The organism is Bacillus solimangrovi (genome assembly GCF_001742425.1).
In the GTDB taxonomy this organism is placed as follows: domain Bacteria; phylum Bacillota; class Bacilli; order Bacillales; family Bacillaceae_N; genus Bacillus_AV; species Bacillus_AV solimangrovi.
Genome location: NZ_MJEH01000011.1, coordinates 176,869 through 196,300 on the forward strand (window position 1 = coordinate 176,869; position 19,432 = coordinate 196,300).

Consider the following 19,432-nt stretch of genomic DNA (forward strand, 5'->3'; position numbering starts at 1 on the left):
CTAAGATGTACTTCATTGTATGCGTCAATTCAATAGAAATGTTTATCCATAAGTAGATCTTTTACTCATACTTAACTCTTTTCAACCCTATTCCAATGAAAGCGACTGCAAATGACATGAGGATTATAACATTCGGTATGATATCAGCTACACGACTTCCTGCTGATATATGATTGAAACCTTTCATCGCCCATGTTTGTGGGATGAAGTTTGCGATAGTCTGCATAAATTCCGGAACTATTTCCAATGGCCAATAAACACCGCCTAGCATACACGTTGATACAATTACAATTGTTCCTATTGCTGATTGCTGCTCAACAGTGCGCACAATACTAGCGAGGAACAACCCTAGCCCTACTACACATAGAATAAGTGCAGATACTAATATGATATTCGCAAATAAATCTCCCCAAACTACTTTAAACAATAATGATGAAACGAACATGAGAATACCAAATTGTAACCAACCGATTAGGAAGAAGCTTAATAAATATCCACCAAGTAGTTGAACTTTTGATATAGGTGTAGCTAATAACCGATACCAAATTCCCTCTTTGCGTGCTTCTAGAAAAACGCCTGTAACGCTTAACATCTCAAACATGACGAACATAATCGCAAAACCAGCTGCTCGTGCAGACATATTGCTTTGTTCACCCGTTTTATTGGTTTGAGCGATGTTTACTACCTCAATTCCTTCACCCAAAGAAGCAGTATTATCTGTCAAATCGCTATAAAGTAATTCCCAATCTTCCGTATGATAATTGCTCCAAACGTTTGCTGCTGCTACATGTATAGAAATGTCTGTGATGGCATTAACGATTGTTTGTTCAACTGCTTGAATGCTTAAAAAATCTGGTGAATAGTGAACATCAATGATAGGTTGATTATCCATCATCACTTCTTGAGCAAATCCTTTTGAGACGATAATCAATCCAGTTAAAGATTTATCTCTCACTCGTTCAATCGCTTCTTCTCTTTCAAGCAATTCAATAGAAAACAGCCTATTTTGCTCAATATTTTCTTTAAACGTCTCTGATAATAGTGACTGATCTTCATCAACAAGTGCAAATAATGGTTTGGAGTACTGTTCATCACCAAACATACTACCGAAAATAAATGTAAACAAAATCGGCATAATAAACATTACAAAATACGAGCTAGGTTTCTTAAATACTTTTTTCAGTTCAATTAAGCAAATGCTCCACATCTTACTCATCATCCACTCTCCCTTAGCGAACCTTAAACCTAAGAGTACCTATACATAACGAGATAATACCAATTGCAGCTAATACAATAATCGTGTTCATTAAGTCACTCCAATTCACACCTAGCATAATGTCTAGAAAACTTGATAATGCCCATTTGTTAGGTGCTATCATTGATAGCTTATGTAAAATGTCAGGAAACAGATAGATAGGAACCATCGATCCTCCTAATAATGCAAATATTTGAACGATTAAACTACCCGATAGATCAATCGCTTTATCGTCTTGTAACAATGAAGCAATAATGATCGATAATCCAGAAATAGCAAAACAATACACGAGACCAATTACGAATACTTGCAAGACATTTGATCCCCAGTCCACTTTCAATAAAACGTATGTCATACTTATAAAAACAATCATCTGGCACAGACAATAAAAAAAAGTTCCTAAAAACTTTCCAAATATTATCTCCACCCTACTAGTTGATGTACTGTTAAGTCGTTCTAAAGTTTGATTCGTACGTTCATTCAATAACACTTTTCCTCCGACGATGACGTTAAATAATAGAAACATCATTCCCATACCAGCAGCATAATATTGCATACTTGTTACTGCTCTTTCTCCAATAACAGAAGAACGAACATCATACGGTTCAGTTTCTGCTCTAACACGTAACATTGTTACAAAATCCGAAATAACATGGTCCATATTCTGTTCACCCGTCATAACTGGCACAGATTGACCTATATCTGAAAGGACTAAATGTGATGTAGTCGAAATGATTTGTGCACGTTGTACATATGAACGAACAATCGAATCGACAATCATTAACTGAATGTCTGAATTTGAACTAGTAAGTAATTTAACATCTTGTATGTTCTGTTCAATTAATCCGTTACTCCATTTGTCTGGAACGATAAGTCCAACCTCTACTATGTTATCTTCAATAGCTAATTCTACTTCTTCTGTAGACGAATAATCGATCACTTCAATAAACTCTTCCACATCAGGATTTTTTAACAGTCCCTCGACTAACCCTGTTGAAAGCTGATCATAATCAGGTACGAACACACCTACTGTCGTATGAGGTAGTTTCACTTCATTATTCATAACTCCGCCTAGTGCAAACCCTAATATCGATGTAATCATTAATGGCATGATTAACATTAATAAAAAGCCTTTTCGATCTTTGACACGGATGAGAAAGTCATTCCAAGCAATAATAAAGCTCTTCATTTAAGCCCTCCTAATCTCTAAGTGAACGTCCAGTAAGCTGTAGAAATAACGTTTCAAGATTGGGTTCTTTCACTCGCAATGATAGAATGGAGACATTCTCATCTGTTGAAATTGCGACAATTTGTTTTAACAACATGTCATTGTTAGAAAGATAGATTACAATTTCGTTATTTTCTTCATTCACTGCAACACGCTCAACATGTTCAAGTTCTTCGATTTTTTCTACAAATGAATCGACAACTTTATTAACGACTAATTGAACAGCAGTGTTTTCATTAAGTAAGTTACACAACTCTGTCTTAGTACCAATTGCAATTAGATTACCGTGATCAATAACCGCAATTCGGTCACAAAGATACTCAACCTCTTCCATATAATGACTTGTGTAAATGACAGTCATTCCTTGTGCATTTAAGTTCTTCACAGTTTCTAAAATATGATTACGAGATTGTGGATCAATGCCAACTGTCGGTTCATCCATAATAAGTAATTCAGGCTCATGCATAAGTGCAACGCCAATATTGACTCGCCTTTTCATACCTCCAGAGAATGTTTCTACCTTGTCTTTCGCTCGATCTGTTAAACCGATAAAGTGAAGAACCTCTTCTGCTCTTTTCTTTGCAACATGTCTCTTCAACCCGTACAACTTGCCCCAAAAAATGAGGTTATCTTTCGCAGACATCGTTTGATATAAGGCAATCTCTTGTGGGACAATTCCAATCTTTTTCTTTACATCTAATGAATATTTTCTGATGGACTGTCCATCTACAATGACATCACCAGCATCTGGTGAAACAAGTCCACTTATCATAGAAATGATGGTTGATTTACCTGCTCCATTCGGGCCTAATAATCCGAATGACTCCCCTTTTTGAATTGAAAATGAAACGTCTTTCACAACCTCTTTTTTTCCGTATTTTTTTTGTAAAGCATCGATCGTTAACAATGAACTCACATCCTTTAACATTGATACTATTACGTTATGAAGATAGAAATGAACAAAATAAAAGCAGCAAATGCTACTTTTAAGTTAATCTTTAAATTCCACATTTTTCATTTGTTTCCTCTTTAAGATTCATAATCATAAACATAGCTGCATTATCTCTTTCTTGCACGTAACAACATCGCTTCACCTTGAAATGAAATAACCTGTTCGTTCTCTATGTGAATACGAAACTTACTCTTTACACTTTCTGAACTTTGCATCATCAGTTCATTTAACGCTTGTTTCTCTACGTCTGACAAATGCATACGCTCACACCAATTATGAAACTCAAATTGTTTTTCAAAACGATGTAACTCTTGTATTTCAAACCCCTTCACTTCTAGCATTTGTAGCCATTCTGATTTTTTCCAAGCCCTGTAATGACTATAATCTCGAACTTTTTCAATATGGTTATAAAATTGGTCAAACTCATCCACTTCTGAGGCTACGTTATCATCTAACAATAATTGCCCACCATTCTTTAATACGCGATGAACTTCACTAATAAACGTTTCAATATTAGGAAAATGGTGTGCAGCTATCCGACAACTTACAATGTCAAATAACCCATCAGAAAAAGGTAGTTTTTCCGCATCACCTTGAACAAAATCCACATTATGATGTCCGTTACTAGTAATAAATTCTTCAGCCGCAGTTAACATTTCAATTGTTAAATCCATTGCGATTACTTTTTGAACAAATGGTGCCAATGCATTTGCAGTATGACCTCCACCTGTTGCAATATCGAGTGCTTGTTCAGTTCGATTTGTTTGAGCTATTTCTACGAGCTTTTTTAAGTCCTTTCCTTTTCGATGACCTTTACTAGTCACATATGAGTCGGCACTACGTCCAAATTGCTTTTGAACATCCTTTTTAATACCCATCTAAACTCCTCCCTCACTTTACATTTTTTAATTCCCACTTTACAATAGTTCCTCCTTAATACTATATTCAAAATCAACTATAATGAAATTATTACTATTTTATCATTTTTCATAAAAATAACTTATCAATAAGACACTATGAACTTTACTTATATCAACAGCAGAACACTTAGTACTAGAGACCACTCATTACTTTCGGGATCTTTGCCCTAATTTTCATGAAATAGAACCTTTATTTTACTTTGATTTCCGCCAAATAGACCATTGTATATAATATTATTTCAAAATATAATATTAGTTAAGTTAGAAAATTCAGCAAAATTAAAAGGAGGTTACAAGATGGAGTTTGCAATTGCTTTTTTAAAATTTCTAGGTAGTATCATTCCTCATGTTGTTACACTTTTAGAAGCATTAAACTAAACTATATCTACTAATAATAACTTTCAAAAATTTATTGACCGACAGATAATTATTACTTCAAAATAGTTATTTATATGTCACGTTTATTTAATATTCATTATTGAAAACGAATTCATTAAATTTTCTTTACTACTACATAACTTATAAAGAGAAGATACAACTATTTAAGGTTGCATCTCCTCTTTTAAATAATTTATAAAACTTCCTTTAACTTGAGAACTATTGAGGATAATTATAATTGTTTATTTTATCTCATGTACACCACTATTTAAGATTTAACATCTTTCTTCACAAACTCATTTTTTTGATTCGAATTATGAGCACACTGCACTTCACAAGTAGTAGAACAACTTTCACACTTTCCTTTTGAACTTCTCTTAATGAACCTCACAAACATAAATGAAGCATAACCAATAATGAGTGAACCGAGCACAATATTCACTATCATATTATCACTTCCTAATTATAAATTAGTCATAAAAATAACTTACCTTATTATTAAATAAATAGCTCTCCAATTTGATAAATAAGTAGCGAAACAATATATGCGATAACTAATGCGTAACCTATTGAGAAAAGTGTCCATTTTGTTGATGCTGTTTCTTTTTTAATCGTTGCTACTGTCGCTAAACACGGAATGTATAACAGTACAAATGACATAAAGCTAATTGCTGATATTGGACTGTAGTATTGTGAAAGCATTCCTTGTAGTGACTCCGTATTAGGAGCATGATAAATAATATTCATCGTTGATACGACAACTTCCTTTGCGAAAAAACCAGTCATTAATGAAGCTGAAGCTTGCCAAGTCCCGAATCCTAACGGTGAGAATATTGGAGCAATATAGCTACCGATAACTGCTAAAAAGCTATCATCCATCTGTTCAGCAATTCCAGTCGGACCGAAATACGTTAAGAGCCATATAAATACAGAACCTGCGAAAATAAATGTACCTGCTTTTTTCAGAAACCCTTTCCCCTTCTCCCACGTACTTCTCCATAACGTTAGCAATTGTGGAAATCGATAAGGTGGCAGCTCCATTACAAATACTGATTGTTCCCCTCTAAAAAAGACAATCGAAAACAACTTTGCTACAAGCATTGCAACAACAATTCCTAACACGTACAACGAAAGTACGATAAATGCTTGTTGTTTGACGAAAAACGCACCTACAAACAGAGCATATACAGGAAGTCTTGCTGAGCAAGACATTAATGGCGTCAACAATATTGTCAGTAATCGTTCCTTCGGTTGTTCAATCGTTCTTGCTGCCATTACACCTGGAACATTACAACCAAAGCCTATAATCATCGGAATGAATGCTTTTCCATTCAAACCAATCAACTCCATTATTCGGTCCATCACAACTGCTACTCTAGCAAGATATCCTGAATCCTCAAGAAAAGAGATTAATAGAAATAAAATAAAAATTTGTGGTACAAAAACTAAGACGCCTCCAACCCCTGCTACAATCCCATCTAATATTAGTGAATGGATAAACTGAGAGGCACCGATTAACGTAAGTCCTTGTTCAATCAAATTTGTTAATGGTCCTGCAATTAATCCGTCTAACATGTCTGCTAAAGGTGATCCTAGCCAATCAAACGTTAACATGAAAATGACATACATGAACATCAGAAACAATGGTAATCCTAAGAGCTTATGTGTAACGATATTGTCGATCAGTTCTGTTGCAGTTCTTTTATTTGTTTCAGATACTTCTGAAACACGCTGAATAACTTCCTCAATAAATTGTTCTCGTATTTGATAAATGTATTGTCTTACTGATAGGCCATTTTGCTCTTTTGCGATTAGTTCCTCTGCTTGTTTGTATATCGGATTAAGAATATCTTCATCAGCTATGTGACTAACATATGCTTCAACCGTATTATTTCTCTCTAAATACTGGATAGCTAACCATCTTTTAGATAGAGAAATATTGTCGGGTAATAGTTCAATAATTTGTTCAATTTTTTCTTCAATAATTGCACCGTAATGAATTTTGAATAAAGAACTTTTATGACTATCGATGTGTGACATGTTATTTGTAAGTTTGTCACACCCCTTTCCTGAACGAGCAATGATTGGTGCAACAGGTACACCGAGTAACTTTGATAACAGTTGATCATGGATGATATGTCCTCTATTTTCCGCTACGTCAACCATGTTTAACCCGATATTAATCGGTTTTCCATACTCCAACAATTGAACTGTTAGTTGAAGATTCCTCTTTAATTGCGATGCATCTACTATATTGACAATAGATGAAAATGACTCAGTTAGTAAGAATCGAGAAACGACTTCCTCATCTCTTGATAGTGGATTTAAGGAATATACACCAGGTAAATCAATTAGTTGTCCGTGTGGATTTCGCAAACGACCAACCTTTTTCTCTACAGTCACACCACTCCAATTCCCTACATACTCATACGAACCTGTTAAATGATTGAAGAGTGATGTTTTGCCAGTGTTAGGGTTACCGAATAACGCAATTTGTACTGACAACCTTCTCAACTCCTATATTCAACGCTTCCTTACGTCGTATACTAATACATTGCCCACAAGCTTCTATTAACACTGGACCTCCAAAAGGCATTACGCACCTTAAACAAATTTGCTTTCCCTCATCTACACCCATATGCAATAGCCGCTGTTTGACTAATTCACTAGTCTTAGATAAATCATTAATCGTTGCTTTTGAACCTTTTTTTAAGTTCACTATATTCATTTGTCATCACTCCCACTATGACATCTTAGTCAATTATATTTATTAAAATCGTCTCTATTCGATAATGATAATTCTTCTCAATGTATTTTAATCATATAGTACTGCCATTAAGGTTCGAATAGTTTTTCGCACAATTATGTAACGATTTCATGAACAATTTGAAAATTGAACCATAAATGGGTTTTAAATGATAAAACTAATGTTAGTTACTAATCTAATGAAGTTTATAACGTTAAAAAGGAGTCTTCTTCATACGGAATAATCCTCTGAAAAAGACTCCTTCTTATCAAATTTAAAGCGCTTTCTACAATTTCCAAAAATAATGCTACGCAGCTCTCGCACGACGGAAGCTTCGTTCACACTTCCCTGTCTGTAATTGCCACATATGCCAAAATACATACGGAACGATTAAGATGAAGTTGATTAAACCCCAAGCTTTCATCACTTCTGGATTAAACCATGTTGATGTATCCATTGTCATTGGGAAGATATCGAAAGTCGCCCTTAATAACAAATGTGCTGCCAACGTATATACTCGAGCAGTAATATATAACTCTGGTCGACCTTTCATAACTGGGTACAATTCTGCTGCTAATAAGATACATAATGAACTACCAAAATAGACCGGACTCTCAGCGTATACAAAACATGCATTCCAAGTCGTGTACAAAAAGTTCCATGATGCTGTTGTATATGCAATCAAGTCACCAGAACGATCTTTCATAATCCTCCAGAACTTAGGTGCAAATGGAATTGTAACACAAAGTAAAAAACCTGTTGCTGCATTAAAATAATTACCCATTGTTGCATCTTTTATCGTTGCTTCTAAAATGTTTAGGAATAGAATCGCATAGAAAAACCATAAAAATTGTTCTGATTTTAGAATGTCCCAAAGCTTACCTTGCTTATTTTCTACAACAGCGATCCGAGAAAAGCCTACAACTATCGTTGGTAATAGTACACTTAATATTTTCGCCCACCTAAACCAGCCTTCTACACCACCTAAAATCCATAAAGGAAATGTAAATAGAGAGGCAATCCAGAAGTAGGCTGATAGTTTATAATGCTTTCTAAAGAAAGATACAATTATTAACAATATACCAAAATAGATAGGCATAGTAATTGCATGTGGCCATATCGTAATATTCATGAGCACATCATCCTCTACTTTATTAATTTGAAAGTTAGTTGTAAATGCTGCATTTTTATAGAGAAAGATAACGCATCGAACGTTCGGTATATGTTAAGTATACAGCGGAAGTTATTACCTAACATGTGAAATATATCACAATATAGTGACGATTTATGGATTTATTTGTGACGAAATTACTATATTGAAATTGTGATTTTTTCATTTTCTATTGAAATAAATCCTTAGAACCAAAATAATGAACTGCTCTCTATAAGATAATCAGCTTATACAGTATAGTTAATAAACTATACATTTCCGAATAATAATTAGTAAATATTTCCTTAATTAGAAAAAAGTCTATTAAATAATGCTATAATTATTTTTGTAAAGTAATACTTGTAAATCGTAACAAAACAATACATTTACAGAGGAGAGTGCTCTTTATGAGTGTGAAAGTTAAAGACAATGGGGATAGAATTACAATTAGTTGGTTAGTTTCGAAATTTAATATTGATAAAAAAGAGATAACTAACGTCTATGAAGGATCTGAATATGCAGGTGATGCTTCTATTTCTGTACATATAGGGCATCCTTATGCAAATACTGACAGAATCATTATCGAAACAACTTCAGATAATTATTTAATCTACACAAGTAACGGTGATGGAATCTTAGAACTATTACAAGAAGGTTAAAACTAAAGTGTTCAATTAATAGATCTGTTGCCTAATTCATATAGGCAACAGATCTATTAATCATTCATTGTAATAAATCTTGATTAAACCGCTTTGCTAGCAATCTATCAGCTTGTTTTGTATCAATATTACAAACAAGTAATTGTTCAGCGTTCTTACTAACTCCCATTAATCTCTCTCCAGTTGGGGAGATGAGAGATGTTGTACTTCCTTGATTTTCAAGTGCATAGTTAACACTAGCAAAATAAATATTGTTTTCTACACTTCTACATATCATTGCATAGTCATAAAATTCAGGATTAGGCACACTACCTGTAAATTGAGGATGAAACACGATACTCGCTCCACGCACAGCTGCCCATCTTACTGTTTCTGGGTACCTCCAGCCCTCATGGCAAATAACGATACCAAACTTAACATTTTTAATTTCAAATAATTGACGCCCACTACCTGGAACATAATTAAAAAAGTCTTCGTCTGGAGCAATTTGATTTTTTGTTTGATAGCCAAGTATTTCACCATTTTCATCTATAACAAATGCAACGAGGTGTAAGCCGAGTTCATCTGTCCATTCCAATGGTAAAATAACTGCTAATTTCAATTGTTTCGCTAATGCACAAATTTCATCCAATACAGAAGTTTGAAAATCGTGATTATACTCGTCTACCTCATAACCTACACCTCTTAATCCAGGAACGATTGATTCTGGAAAGCAAATAATATCACAGTGGTTTTGATGTGCCTGCTTTATCATATCCTTAACAATTTCCAAACCTTCTGATGCTGATTGTGGAAACTTTGTTTGAGCTAAACCGATCTTCATGTGTCTCTCCTCCCTAATTACTTAGTCTACTAATATTATGTATTTTTCTAAAATATCAGAAAAACATATAATATACAAATAAAAAAAGGTGGTAATCCATTAACTGAATTAGCACCTTTTAATTAGTTTTACTCTTCCCAAACTTTAACTTCTTTCATGATATCACCTGGTTGGATGCGAAGAACTGTATCCATTCCTTCTGTCACCTTACCAAATACTGTGTGTACACCATCTAGATGTGGTTGTGGCTCATGTACGATAAAGAATTGGCTACCACCAGTATCTTTACCAGCGTGTGCCATTGAAAGTGAACCTACTTCATGTTTGTGTGGGTTCCCTTCAGTTTCACATTTGATTGAGTAACCTGGACCACCTGTACCTGTACCGTGTGGGCAACCACCTTGTGCTACGAAACCTGGAATGACACGGTGGAATGTTAATCCATCATAATATCCTTCGCTCGCTAATTTTTCGAAGTTAGCTACCGTTCCTGGTGCTTCATTTGGGAAAAATTCGATTTCGATTTTTTCTCCATTTTCAAAAGAAATCTGTCCTTTTTTAGCCATCTAAATTCGCTCCTTTTATGTATACCTTAATTAACCTATATCACGTACTAACCGGCACTAAGACACCACTTCTACATTTTAATAGTTGAAGTGGTGATCAGCGTCATTATTAACACGATAAGTTGAACTATATCATATCACATAACACATCATAAAGTGAAACTTCTAACAGTGAAGATCTTATATCATCATCAACTGATGGTTAGTTAATCTAGCTCAGTAAGGACTGATTATAATGAAAGGTCATATCGTACTAGATCTTCGTAAGACTCACGTTTAATAACGAGCTTCGCTACTCCATTCTCTACAAAAACTACTGCTGGGCGTGGAATACGATTGTAGTTATTCGCCATTGAATAACCGTAAGCACCTGTGCAGAATACAGCAAGAACATCGTCACCTTTCACCTTTGGAAGTTCAACGTCCCAAATAAGCATGTCACCCGACTCACAACACTTACCCGCAATTGATACTAACTCTTCTCGTTCATCATTCATACGATTTGCAAGAGCTGCATCATATTTTGCTTGGTATAATGCTGGACGAAGATTATCACTCATTCCACCATCAACTGCAACATACTTCCTTACATTAGGTATTTCTTTTGTAGAACCTACTGAATAAAGTGTTGTACCTGCATCTCCAACAATTGAACGACCTGGTTCAATCCAAATCTCTGGAACTGGTAAACCAAATTGTTCTGACTTTGCTTTTACTGCTTGAATAATTTCTTCAATATATTGATTCGGTAACAATGGATCATCCTCATCTGTATAACGAATACCGAAACCTCCACCGAGATTCATCACTTTTGGTATGTAATCCATCTCGTGATACCATCTATTCATTGCTTCATAAATTTTCTCAGCAGCCATAACAAAACCTGTTGATTCGAAGATTTGCGAACCGATATGACAATGCACACCTAGCAATTCAATATGTTCTGAATCTTTCACAGCTTGAATGGCACCTTCGACTTGTCCGCTTCCTAGATCAAAACCAAACTTTGAATCTTCATGTCCTGTTAAAATATAATCATGTGTATGAGCCTCAATCCCTGGTGTAATTCGTAATAGAACAGGAATCTTAACTCCCTTTTCTTTACTTACTTGTTCGAGAAGGCTTATTTCATAGAAGTTATCCGTTACGAAGCAACCGATTCCTGCTTCAACTCCCATTCTAATCTCTTCTATACTCTTATTATTACCATGGAAATGAATTTTCTTTACCGGAAAACCAGCTTGAACCGCTGTATATAACTCACCTGCTGAAACAACATCTAAGCTTAGACCTTCTTGTGCAACGAGTTGAATCATCGCTTTACAAGAAAATGCTTTACTTGCATAAGCAACTTGAGCTGTAATACCGTGTTTCTCAAATGTTTGTTTGAAAGAACGCATTCGTTCCCGGATTAAAGCTGTATCATAAGCGATCAATGGTGTACCATACTCTTTCGTTAACTCAATAACATCTACACCACCGATTTCAAGATGTCCATTATCGTTGATTTTACTCACTCCATGTAGTTCCATCGTGTTCCCCTCATTTTCTATAAACTATTCTTAAGCATTCACTTCATACGAAATATTCTGTATACCATTATGGTAAGAATGGAAATAAAGGCAGTTATGATAACTAACTGCCCTTTTGAAACTTTCGTACTTTGCTCTATTAAAAAACACTTTACCACACAAGTGCAAACCTTTCAATTAACGATTGTTCCATATTTATTCCCTCAAAATTATCATATGGATATTTGGATATCATGATAGCCTTCTGCTCGTTTCAACACAGTCTATCTTTAAATCCTTCCTATCCATTAATAGAAGTTTCACTTTATGTTGGCTGTTTTTTCGGATTACGTGGATGAACAATGCTTGGTCTCGTTTTTGAAAGCGGTACGGAAATTCGTACAAGAATTTGCATAAATGCCTTTGGATTAAACGGTACAAACGGCCATAAGTAAGGGGTATTTAACGAGCGTATTTGAATTAAGAAGATTAACGCAACCGTAACTGATATCATAAACCCAGGTACTCCAAACAACGCAACAGATAATATGAATATTGTCCTTACTAATTTATTTGCAACAGCTAATTCGTAACTCGGTGTAGCAAACGTTCCAATTGCTGCTACTGCGACGTACAAGATTACCTCAGGTACAAATAACCCTACGTCTATTGCAATTTGTCCAATTAATACTGCTGCTATTAGACCCATTGCGGTAGATAAAGGAGTTGGTGTATGAATAGCAGCCATCCGTAATAAATCTAATCCAAAGTCAGCAATTAACAACTGAACAACAACAGGAACGTTTGTCTCTTCATTTGGCCCTACAAATTCAAGTGCTGGTGGTAATAATTGAGGTTCGAGTACTAGCAAAAACCATAAAGGAGTTAAAAACATAGCAATAAACATTCCAAAGAATCGAATCCATCGATAGTATGCACCAACTGCTGGTGTTTGCCGATACTCTTCTGCGTGTTGAACATGGTGAAAAAATGTTGTAGGTGTAATAATAACACTCGGAGACGTATCAACCATGATGAGTACGTGACCCTCTAATAAATGAGTTGCTCCAACATCTGGCCGTTCTGTGTATCGAACGAGTGGGAAAGGATTAAATCCTTGTTTCACAAGGAATTCTTCAATGGTCTTATCAGCCATTGGTACGCCATCTATTGTAATTTCATTTAATTCTTTCCGAATGACTTCGATTAATTGTTTGTCAGCAACATCTTCTATATATGCAATACAAATATCTGTCTTCGACCGTTCACCAACTTGCAAGATTTCGTAACGTAATCGCTCATCTCGAATACGTCGCCTCGTCAATGCTGTATTTTCAATAATGTTTTCTGTATATCCATCTCGTGAACCACGCACAATTTTCTCATTATCTGGCTCTTCAGGTGAACGACCTGGATAACTTCTAACATCCACGATAAAACCTTGTGATTCATCTTCAATTAAAATAATAATTAACCCTGATAACAATTGATCAACAACTTCGTCCATCGTTTTTGCAGGTTGTACCTGTTGATGAACGAGACGATTCTCGATTAAATTTCGTGTGTTATATACTGGCACTTCATTATCATTAATTTCAACCATTTCTTTTAGAAGCTCAATAATAATATTACTGTCACAAAGTCCATTAACGAAATAAATATTTACCCATTTGTTCAATATTTTCAACTTACGAACACCTATATCAAAGCTAACACCTAAACCAATACGTTCTTTTAAATATTGCTCATTTTTAGGTAAATCGGAAGAAACGGGTATTTTTTCTTCCTTCTGTTTTGTGCTTTCACTTACCAAATTGTTCACCTCTTTTCTACTTTAATTATGAAGAAGTCGGAACATGCTCAAAGACGACACCGTGTGCAATACATGGAATGGTTTCCTTTTGATTAAGCATCGTTGGACTTAACAACGCTCCTGTAGCAACAATAAAAATCCGTTTTAAACTACCTTTTGCTACTTCATCTAACAAATGCCCATATGTGACAACAGCTGAACAACCACATCCACTACCTCCAGCAAACGTTCCTTGGTCAGAATAATAGATCATTAACCCACAATCATTGTGTATATTCGTCATATCAAAGCCTTCCTTTTGTAGTAAATCAACTAATATTGGACTACCAACTGCAGAAAGGTCTCCTGTTGCGATTAAGTCATAATCTTGAGGCGTACGTGCTAAATCACGAAAATGTCGAGAAATAGTATCCGCTGCAGCAGGTGCCATCGCACTCCCCATATCAAACGGGTCATTCAATCCATAATCAATGACTTTCCCAATCGTTGCCGAAGTAATTCTAACAGAACCTTCTTTTTTCCCTATTACAATTGCACCTGCTCCTGTTACAGTAAATGTTGAAGTATCAGGCTTTTGACATCCATATTCTGTTGGGTATCGAAATTGTTTCTCAGCACTTGCATTATGACTACTAGCAGCTGCTAACGTTCTGTTAGCAAAGCCACCATCAATTAGCGCAGAAGCAATTGCTAAAGTTTCCATTGAGGTCGAACACGCCCCGAACATACAAAGAAATGGAACTCTATATTCACGTGCAACATAATTTGACGTGACATTTTGATTAAGTAAGTCTCCAGCTAACATAAAATCAATGTCTGAATCAGCATAACCTGCTTTATCTAACGCAGTATTGATTGCATCATTCATGATTCGTCTTTCAGCCATTTCCCAGCTAGACTCTCCACAATCTAACTTTTCATAAGTAATATCGAACAACTTTCCTAGTGGACCACGTGCTTCCTTTGGTCCAACTGCGGTACCTTTCCCTTCTACAAATATCGGTTCTTGGAAAAGCCACGTTTGTTCTCCAATCAGTTTCATTGAACATTACCTGCCTTTATTCGATAATCATTCCTTCTATGCATGTTCATTACCTACTATGCCTTCATTACATATAAGTTTTGTATTGTATTTATTGAGATAGGATGATTAATTCCGAATCAGATTAAGCAAATACAATTATCCTATCTTAGCAAGAACTTACCTTATAGATCGACAAAATATATCCATTGAAATAACGAGCCAAAAATTTTCCCAAACACAATAGCCATGAGCAAGATAACAATTTGACCATCAATGCCAATTCGTTTTGCCAATATCGGTAACACATTCAACACTTCAGTTAATGCGGCAGCGAGCATTCCAATGAACACACCGCATCCTAATCCAATCGGAATTAATAACAAAGAAGATAAATGAAAGTTCATTCCTCGTAATCCAAACCATCCACCTGCACAAGCTCCCGCAACTACACTCCATTCATATGCTCGTATAAATTTCATCGTTTTCGTTAATTGAGTTAATCGTGGGATAATCCCAAGTACTGCAAGAAAGGCAACAAATCCTGAACCAACCGCTAATCCTCCAGCTAGACCAATGAACATAATGAATAGAATTTCAATTGTCATCAAGTTTTTTAATACTCTCTTTATTTTCATTAATGATCATATATTGGTCTAGATCTTGCTGATATTTGAACATTTCTACTTCTAGAGGACTTGGTTCTTCATTGAAACGTTTCTTAAAGAGATGATTAAAGAACAATACCATCCCTAAACCCAAACCTATTGAATAAGGAATTTGAAACAATAGTGGTTTCTTCTCTTCTTTTCCAGTTATCAGTGTATATATTTTTTGATGAACCCCTTGCATACTTACATCCTCATGAAAATTCATTATCGCAAGGCCTGCCCCAAAAAAGAGTAATAACCATACAGCTGAAAAAGATAAAATTGACCAATTTTTCTTTGCTACCATAACCTCAACAAGCACTTGATTTGGTCCTGTTATTTGAATGTCAATCTCAGGATCAACCTCCATAATTAAGTCGATTATTTTTATCATTTCGATGATAATGATGCTTTTATCTTGTGGAGATACTTGATGAACGATGATATCTTTAATTATTTCTTTCACTTCAACCTCAGCCGAAATTCGCGCAACATCGCTAAGTCTCAAGGCTTGATTTTGTTTTGTCATAACACGTTGGTGTAACCTGAGATAACAAACTTTCTGCATACTTGTCACCTCATTTCATATTTTACAAATTCAACAAAGTGTCTACTCGTAGTATGAGAATCCGTTGATAAGGTCATGCGAAATGAAGTAAAGTAATAACTGGAAGAAATGTTAATCATCAATTTATCTCTTCAATTAGCAATCGATTTTTCAACAAAAAAAAGACAGGCAACTGCCTGTCTGCTTAAAAATCAATATTAATCGGTTTTAATATGTTGCTTCATTTGTTTTAAAATCTTCTTTTCCAGTCTAGATACTTGGACTTGGGAGATGCCAAGACGCTCAGCCACCTCTGACTGTGTCTTATCTTTATAATACCTCATGTAGACGATAAGACGCTCTCGTTCATCAAGTGTGCGTATCGCTTCTTCAAGAGCAATTTTGTCAAACCATTTCGTTTCTGTTTGATCGGCAATCTGGTCTAATAGTGTAATTGGATCTCCATCATTTTCATAAACGGTTTCATGAATTGAAGATGGCGCGCGACTCGCTTCTTGCGCCATCACTACATCTTCAACAGAAAGATCAAGTTCGTCTGCGATTTCTGTAACTGTTGGTGCTCTGCCATATTTTTTTGAAAGTTCATCTTTTTTTCTTCGTATCTTATTGCCCGTTTCCTTCAAGGAACGACTTACCTTCACCGTACCATCATCACGAATAAACCTTTGGATTTCTCCGATTATCATCGGAACAGCATAAGTTGAGAACTTCACATCATAACTTAAGTCAAACTTATCAACTGATTTAAGTAACCCTATACAACCTATTTGAAAAAGATCGTCTGGCTCATAACCTCGATTAAGGAATCGTTGGACAACAGACCAAACGAGACGCATATTCCGCTCAACAATCGTATCACGAGCCTCATAGTCACCAGCCTGACTGCGTTTTATAAGGTCCTTCACCTCATGATCCTGTAAATAAGTTTCTTCTTTCTTGACCTCCACATCCATAGGCAGAACTCCTTAATTGCATAACGCTTTGCTTTTTGAAAGATGTTTTTTTAATCTAATTGTTGTTCCAGCGTCTGCTCTTGTTTCAATATCGACTTCATCCATGAAATTTTCCATAATTGTGAATCCCATTCCTGATCGTTCTAACTCAGGTTTAGTCGTAAATAACGGTTGACGTGCTTCATCTAAGTCTTCAATACCCATTCCTCTATCTTCAATCGTAAGATGCACGATGCCTTCATGTTCCAACGTGACTGAAATATACACAATTCCATCAGGATTATTGTCATATCCATGGATAATCGCATTTGTTACAGCCTCTGAGACAACAGTCTTAATTTCTGTCAATTCATCCATGGTTGGGTCCAACTGAGCAATGAACGCAGCAACTGTGACACGTGCAAATGATTCATTTTGACTGAGGGCGGAAAACTGTAAGTTCATTTCGTTTTTCATTTATGCCACCCCCAGTGATTGTAGTGCGAATTGCTCATCATCGACAAATTGAATAATTTTAAAAATCCCAGACATTTCAAATAACCGTTGTACAGAAGGTGAAATAGAACAAACGAGCATTCGCCCACCTTGACTTTGAATTTGTTTATAACGCCCTAGGATAACGCCAAGTCCAGAACTATCCATAAAAGTTAAGGACTCCATATTTAAGATTAAGTGTTGAATTTTTCGTTCTTCTAATACAGCTTGAATTTCTTCCCTCAACTGTTCCGAAGTGTGATGATCTAATTCACCTTGCAAACGTACTAACAACACATCGTTCTTTGTTTCAAGTTCAATTGAAAGACTCACGTTTTGATGCCTCCTCGCATTCTGGATAAGGAGACTTTCTCTTTTTCCACTTACAATTCCTTCCCCATTGACAAAACTAGTGAAAAGCTTTTCTTTTATTACACTGAACTTGAAATTACGACAATCATTCTTCAGTAGGTTTTTTAGAAAAAGAGCCTAGTACCCGTTTGAACAATTGCCACCATGAAGCTTTATTTACATCTTCTGCTGCAATGAGAGAGCTTTTCTGAAGAACCTTTCCATCTTTTGAATATGTTATCGTTCCAATTTCCTGCCCTTTAACGACTGGAGATGGTACGCTTTCTGGTAAATCAATCGTTCTTTTTATCTTATCGATTTGTTCACCCTTTTTCGTTAAAAGTGATATATTTTCTCTTGTTACAACATCCATGTACTTCTTTTCACCTTTACTTATTTCAACTGTTGCAACTTGTTCATAACGCTTTAACATAGGATGTGTTTCAAATTGCATGAATGCATAATCAAGCATTTTCGAAATTTGTTGATTCCGTTCCTTAGGTGTTGGGGCTCCCATCACTACTGCAATGACACGCATATCATTTTTCTTGGCTGTTACAGTTAAACAATATTTCGCTTCGTTTGTAAAACCAGTTTTTAATCCATCTACCCCAGGATAAAACTTCACGAGTCGATTTGTATTTACTAACCAAAACTCATTATCCGTACCTTTACGTAAGTAATCCTCGTATTTCCCAGTGAAGCCTGTAATGTGTTCGTATTTTAGTAACTCCTTAGCCATTGTTGCCATATCTGCTGCTGTGCTATAATGCTCTGATGCAGGTAGACCAGTAGGATTTTGAAAATGAGTATTTTGTAAGCCGAGTTCTTTTGCTTTCTTATTCATCATCTCAACAAACTCATCTGTTGAACCAGCAATTCGTTCTGCCATCGCCACAGATGCATCATTACCTGAAGCAATCGCAATCCCTTTGAGCAGATCTTGGACGCTCATTTCTTCTCCTTCTTCAAGGAAGATTTGCGAACCACCCATTGATGCAGCATAAGCACTTGTTCGTACCATATCACTCATTTTAAGCTTTCCTTCTTCAAGTGCTTCCATAATGAGCAACATCGTCATAATTTTTGTCATACTTGCAGGTGGTAATTTTTCATGACTATTTTTCTGATACAGAATAGTCCCAGTATCTCTTTCAATCAAAATTGCCGACGCCGCTTTATCTGCAAGCTCTATCGTTGTCTCCTGTGCTGAAACGGGCTGTATAATTCCTGTGAAAAACAAAAATAGAGCAAGCAATGATGAAACAATACGCACCATTGTCATCTCCCTCCACATGTGATACAAGACATTTTTTCCAATTTATAAATAAATATACAAATTATATGGATATCTTTTTCAAATTGTCTGTGTTATTATTTTTATTAAAAATTCAAAATATTCACATTGAGGTGA

General features: G+C 35.5%; 20 protein-coding genes. 1 reads left to right on the plus strand and 19 read right to left on the minus strand.

The window, feature by feature from the left end; all coding sequences use genetic code 11:
• Positions 1–61: 61 nt before the first annotated feature.
• The 8 genes from BFG57_RS05550 to BFG57_RS05585 form a co-directional block, all read right to left on the minus strand.
• Positions 62–1,216 (minus strand): ABC transporter permease, encoded by a 1,155-nt coding sequence (locus BFG57_RS05550; RefSeq protein ID WP_069716477.1) that lies wholly within the window; start codon positions 1,214–1,216, stop codon positions 62–64.
• A 13-nt stretch (positions 1,217–1,229) separates the two neighbouring features.
• Positions 1,230–2,444 (minus strand): ABC transporter permease, encoded by a 1,215-nt coding sequence (locus BFG57_RS05555; protein WP_069716478.1) that lies wholly within the window; start codon positions 2,442–2,444, stop codon positions 1,230–1,232.
• 10 nt (positions 2,445–2,454) lie between these two features.
• Positions 2,455–3,411 (minus strand): ABC transporter ATP-binding protein, encoded by a 957-nt coding sequence (locus BFG57_RS05560; RefSeq protein ID WP_425388474.1) that lies wholly within the window; start codon positions 3,409–3,411, stop codon positions 2,455–2,457.
• A gap of 131 nt (positions 3,412–3,542) precedes the next feature.
• The gene (locus BFG57_RS05565; protein WP_069716480.1) at positions 3,543–4,313 is read right to left on the minus strand and encodes a class I SAM-dependent methyltransferase; all 771 of its coding nucleotides are present in this window, start codon (positions 4,311–4,313) and stop codon (positions 3,543–3,545) included.
• A 688-nt stretch (positions 4,314–5,001) separates the two neighbouring features.
• Positions 5,002–5,181, minus strand: coding sequence for a FeoB-associated Cys-rich membrane protein (locus tag BFG57_RS05570; protein ID WP_069716481.1), 180 nt, complete (start codon positions 5,179–5,181; stop codon positions 5,002–5,004).
• A 50-nt stretch (positions 5,182–5,231) separates the two neighbouring features.
• A complete protein-coding gene (feoB, locus tag BFG57_RS05575) occupies positions 5,232–7,238 on the minus strand; it encodes a ferrous iron transport protein B (RefSeq protein ID WP_069716482.1) in 2,007 nt (668 codons plus the stop codon).
• Positions 7,210–7,461: a FeoA family protein gene (locus tag BFG57_RS05580; protein ID WP_069716483.1), complete on the minus strand. Its 252-nt coding sequence runs from the start codon at positions 7,459–7,461 to the stop codon at positions 7,210–7,212. The genes feoB and BFG57_RS05580 overlap by 29 nt, the downstream gene beginning before the upstream one ends.
• Positions 7,462–7,786: 325 nt before the next feature.
• Entirely contained in the window at positions 7,787–8,611 is an 825-nt protein-coding gene (locus tag BFG57_RS05585; protein ID WP_245676706.1) for a hypothetical protein, read from the minus strand.
• A 425-nt stretch (positions 8,612–9,036) separates the two neighbouring features.
• Between BFG57_RS05585 and BFG57_RS05590 the strand changes: the two genes are divergently transcribed.
• Positions 9,037–9,288 carry a SunI/YnzG family protein gene (locus tag BFG57_RS05590; protein ID WP_069716484.1) on the plus strand — a complete coding sequence of 84 codons (252 nt, stop codon included), beginning with the start codon at positions 9,037–9,039 and terminating at the stop codon, positions 9,286–9,288.
• Positions 9,289–9,352: 64 nt separating this feature from the next.
• Here BFG57_RS05590 and BFG57_RS05595 read toward each other — a convergent pair whose 3' ends face one another.
• The 11 genes from BFG57_RS05595 to BFG57_RS05645 form a co-directional block, all read right to left on the minus strand.
• Entirely contained in the window at positions 9,353–10,111 is a 759-nt protein-coding gene (locus tag BFG57_RS05595; protein WP_069716485.1) for a carbon-nitrogen hydrolase family protein, read from the minus strand.
• Positions 10,112–10,239: 128 nt separating this feature from the next.
• Positions 10,240–10,677: a peptidylprolyl isomerase gene (locus BFG57_RS05600; RefSeq protein ID WP_069716486.1), complete on the minus strand. Its 438-nt coding sequence runs from the start codon at positions 10,675–10,677 to the stop codon at positions 10,240–10,242.
• 230 nt (positions 10,678–10,907) lie between these two features.
• The gene (gene lysA, locus BFG57_RS05605; protein WP_069716487.1) at positions 10,908–12,209 is read right to left on the minus strand and encodes a diaminopimelate decarboxylase; all 1,302 of its coding nucleotides are present in this window, start codon (positions 12,207–12,209) and stop codon (positions 10,908–10,910) included.
• A 304-nt stretch (positions 12,210–12,513) separates the two neighbouring features.
• Positions 12,514–14,001 (minus strand): spore germination protein, encoded by a 1,488-nt coding sequence (locus BFG57_RS05610; RefSeq protein ID WP_069716488.1) that lies wholly within the window; start codon positions 13,999–14,001, stop codon positions 12,514–12,516.
• Between the two features lie 25 nt (positions 14,002–14,026).
• Complete coding sequence (gene spoVAD / locus BFG57_RS05615; protein ID WP_069716489.1) at positions 14,027–15,043, minus strand: stage V sporulation protein AD; 1,017 nt, start codon at positions 15,041–15,043, stop codon at positions 14,027–14,029.
• 164 nt (positions 15,044–15,207) lie between these two features.
• Complete coding sequence (locus BFG57_RS05620; protein ID WP_069716490.1) at positions 15,208–15,630, minus strand: stage V sporulation protein AB; 423 nt, start codon at positions 15,628–15,630, stop codon at positions 15,208–15,210.
• Positions 15,620–16,240 carry a stage V sporulation protein AA gene (locus BFG57_RS05625; RefSeq protein ID WP_069716491.1) on the minus strand — a complete coding sequence of 207 codons (621 nt, stop codon included), beginning with the start codon at positions 16,238–16,240 and terminating at the stop codon, positions 15,620–15,622. Before BFG57_RS05625 ends, BFG57_RS05620 begins: the two co-directional genes overlap by 11 nt.
• 197 nt (positions 16,241–16,437) lie before the next feature.
• A complete protein-coding gene (gene sigF, locus BFG57_RS05630; RefSeq protein WP_069716492.1) occupies positions 16,438–17,193 on the minus strand; it encodes an RNA polymerase sporulation sigma factor SigF in 756 nt (251 codons plus the stop codon).
• A 12-nt stretch (positions 17,194–17,205) separates the two neighbouring features.
• Complete coding sequence (gene spoIIAB / locus BFG57_RS05635) at positions 17,206–17,649, minus strand: anti-sigma F factor (RefSeq protein ID WP_069716493.1); 444 nt, start codon at positions 17,647–17,649, stop codon at positions 17,206–17,208.
• Complete coding sequence (spoIIAA, locus tag BFG57_RS05640; RefSeq protein ID WP_069716494.1) at positions 17,650–18,000, minus strand: anti-sigma F factor antagonist; 351 nt, start codon at positions 17,998–18,000, stop codon at positions 17,650–17,652.
• Positions 18,001–18,124: 124 nt separating this feature from the next.
• Complete coding sequence (locus BFG57_RS05645; RefSeq protein ID WP_069716495.1) at positions 18,125–19,297, minus strand: D-alanyl-D-alanine carboxypeptidase family protein; 1,173 nt, start codon at positions 19,295–19,297, stop codon at positions 18,125–18,127.
• Positions 19,298–19,432 lie beyond the last annotated feature (135 nt).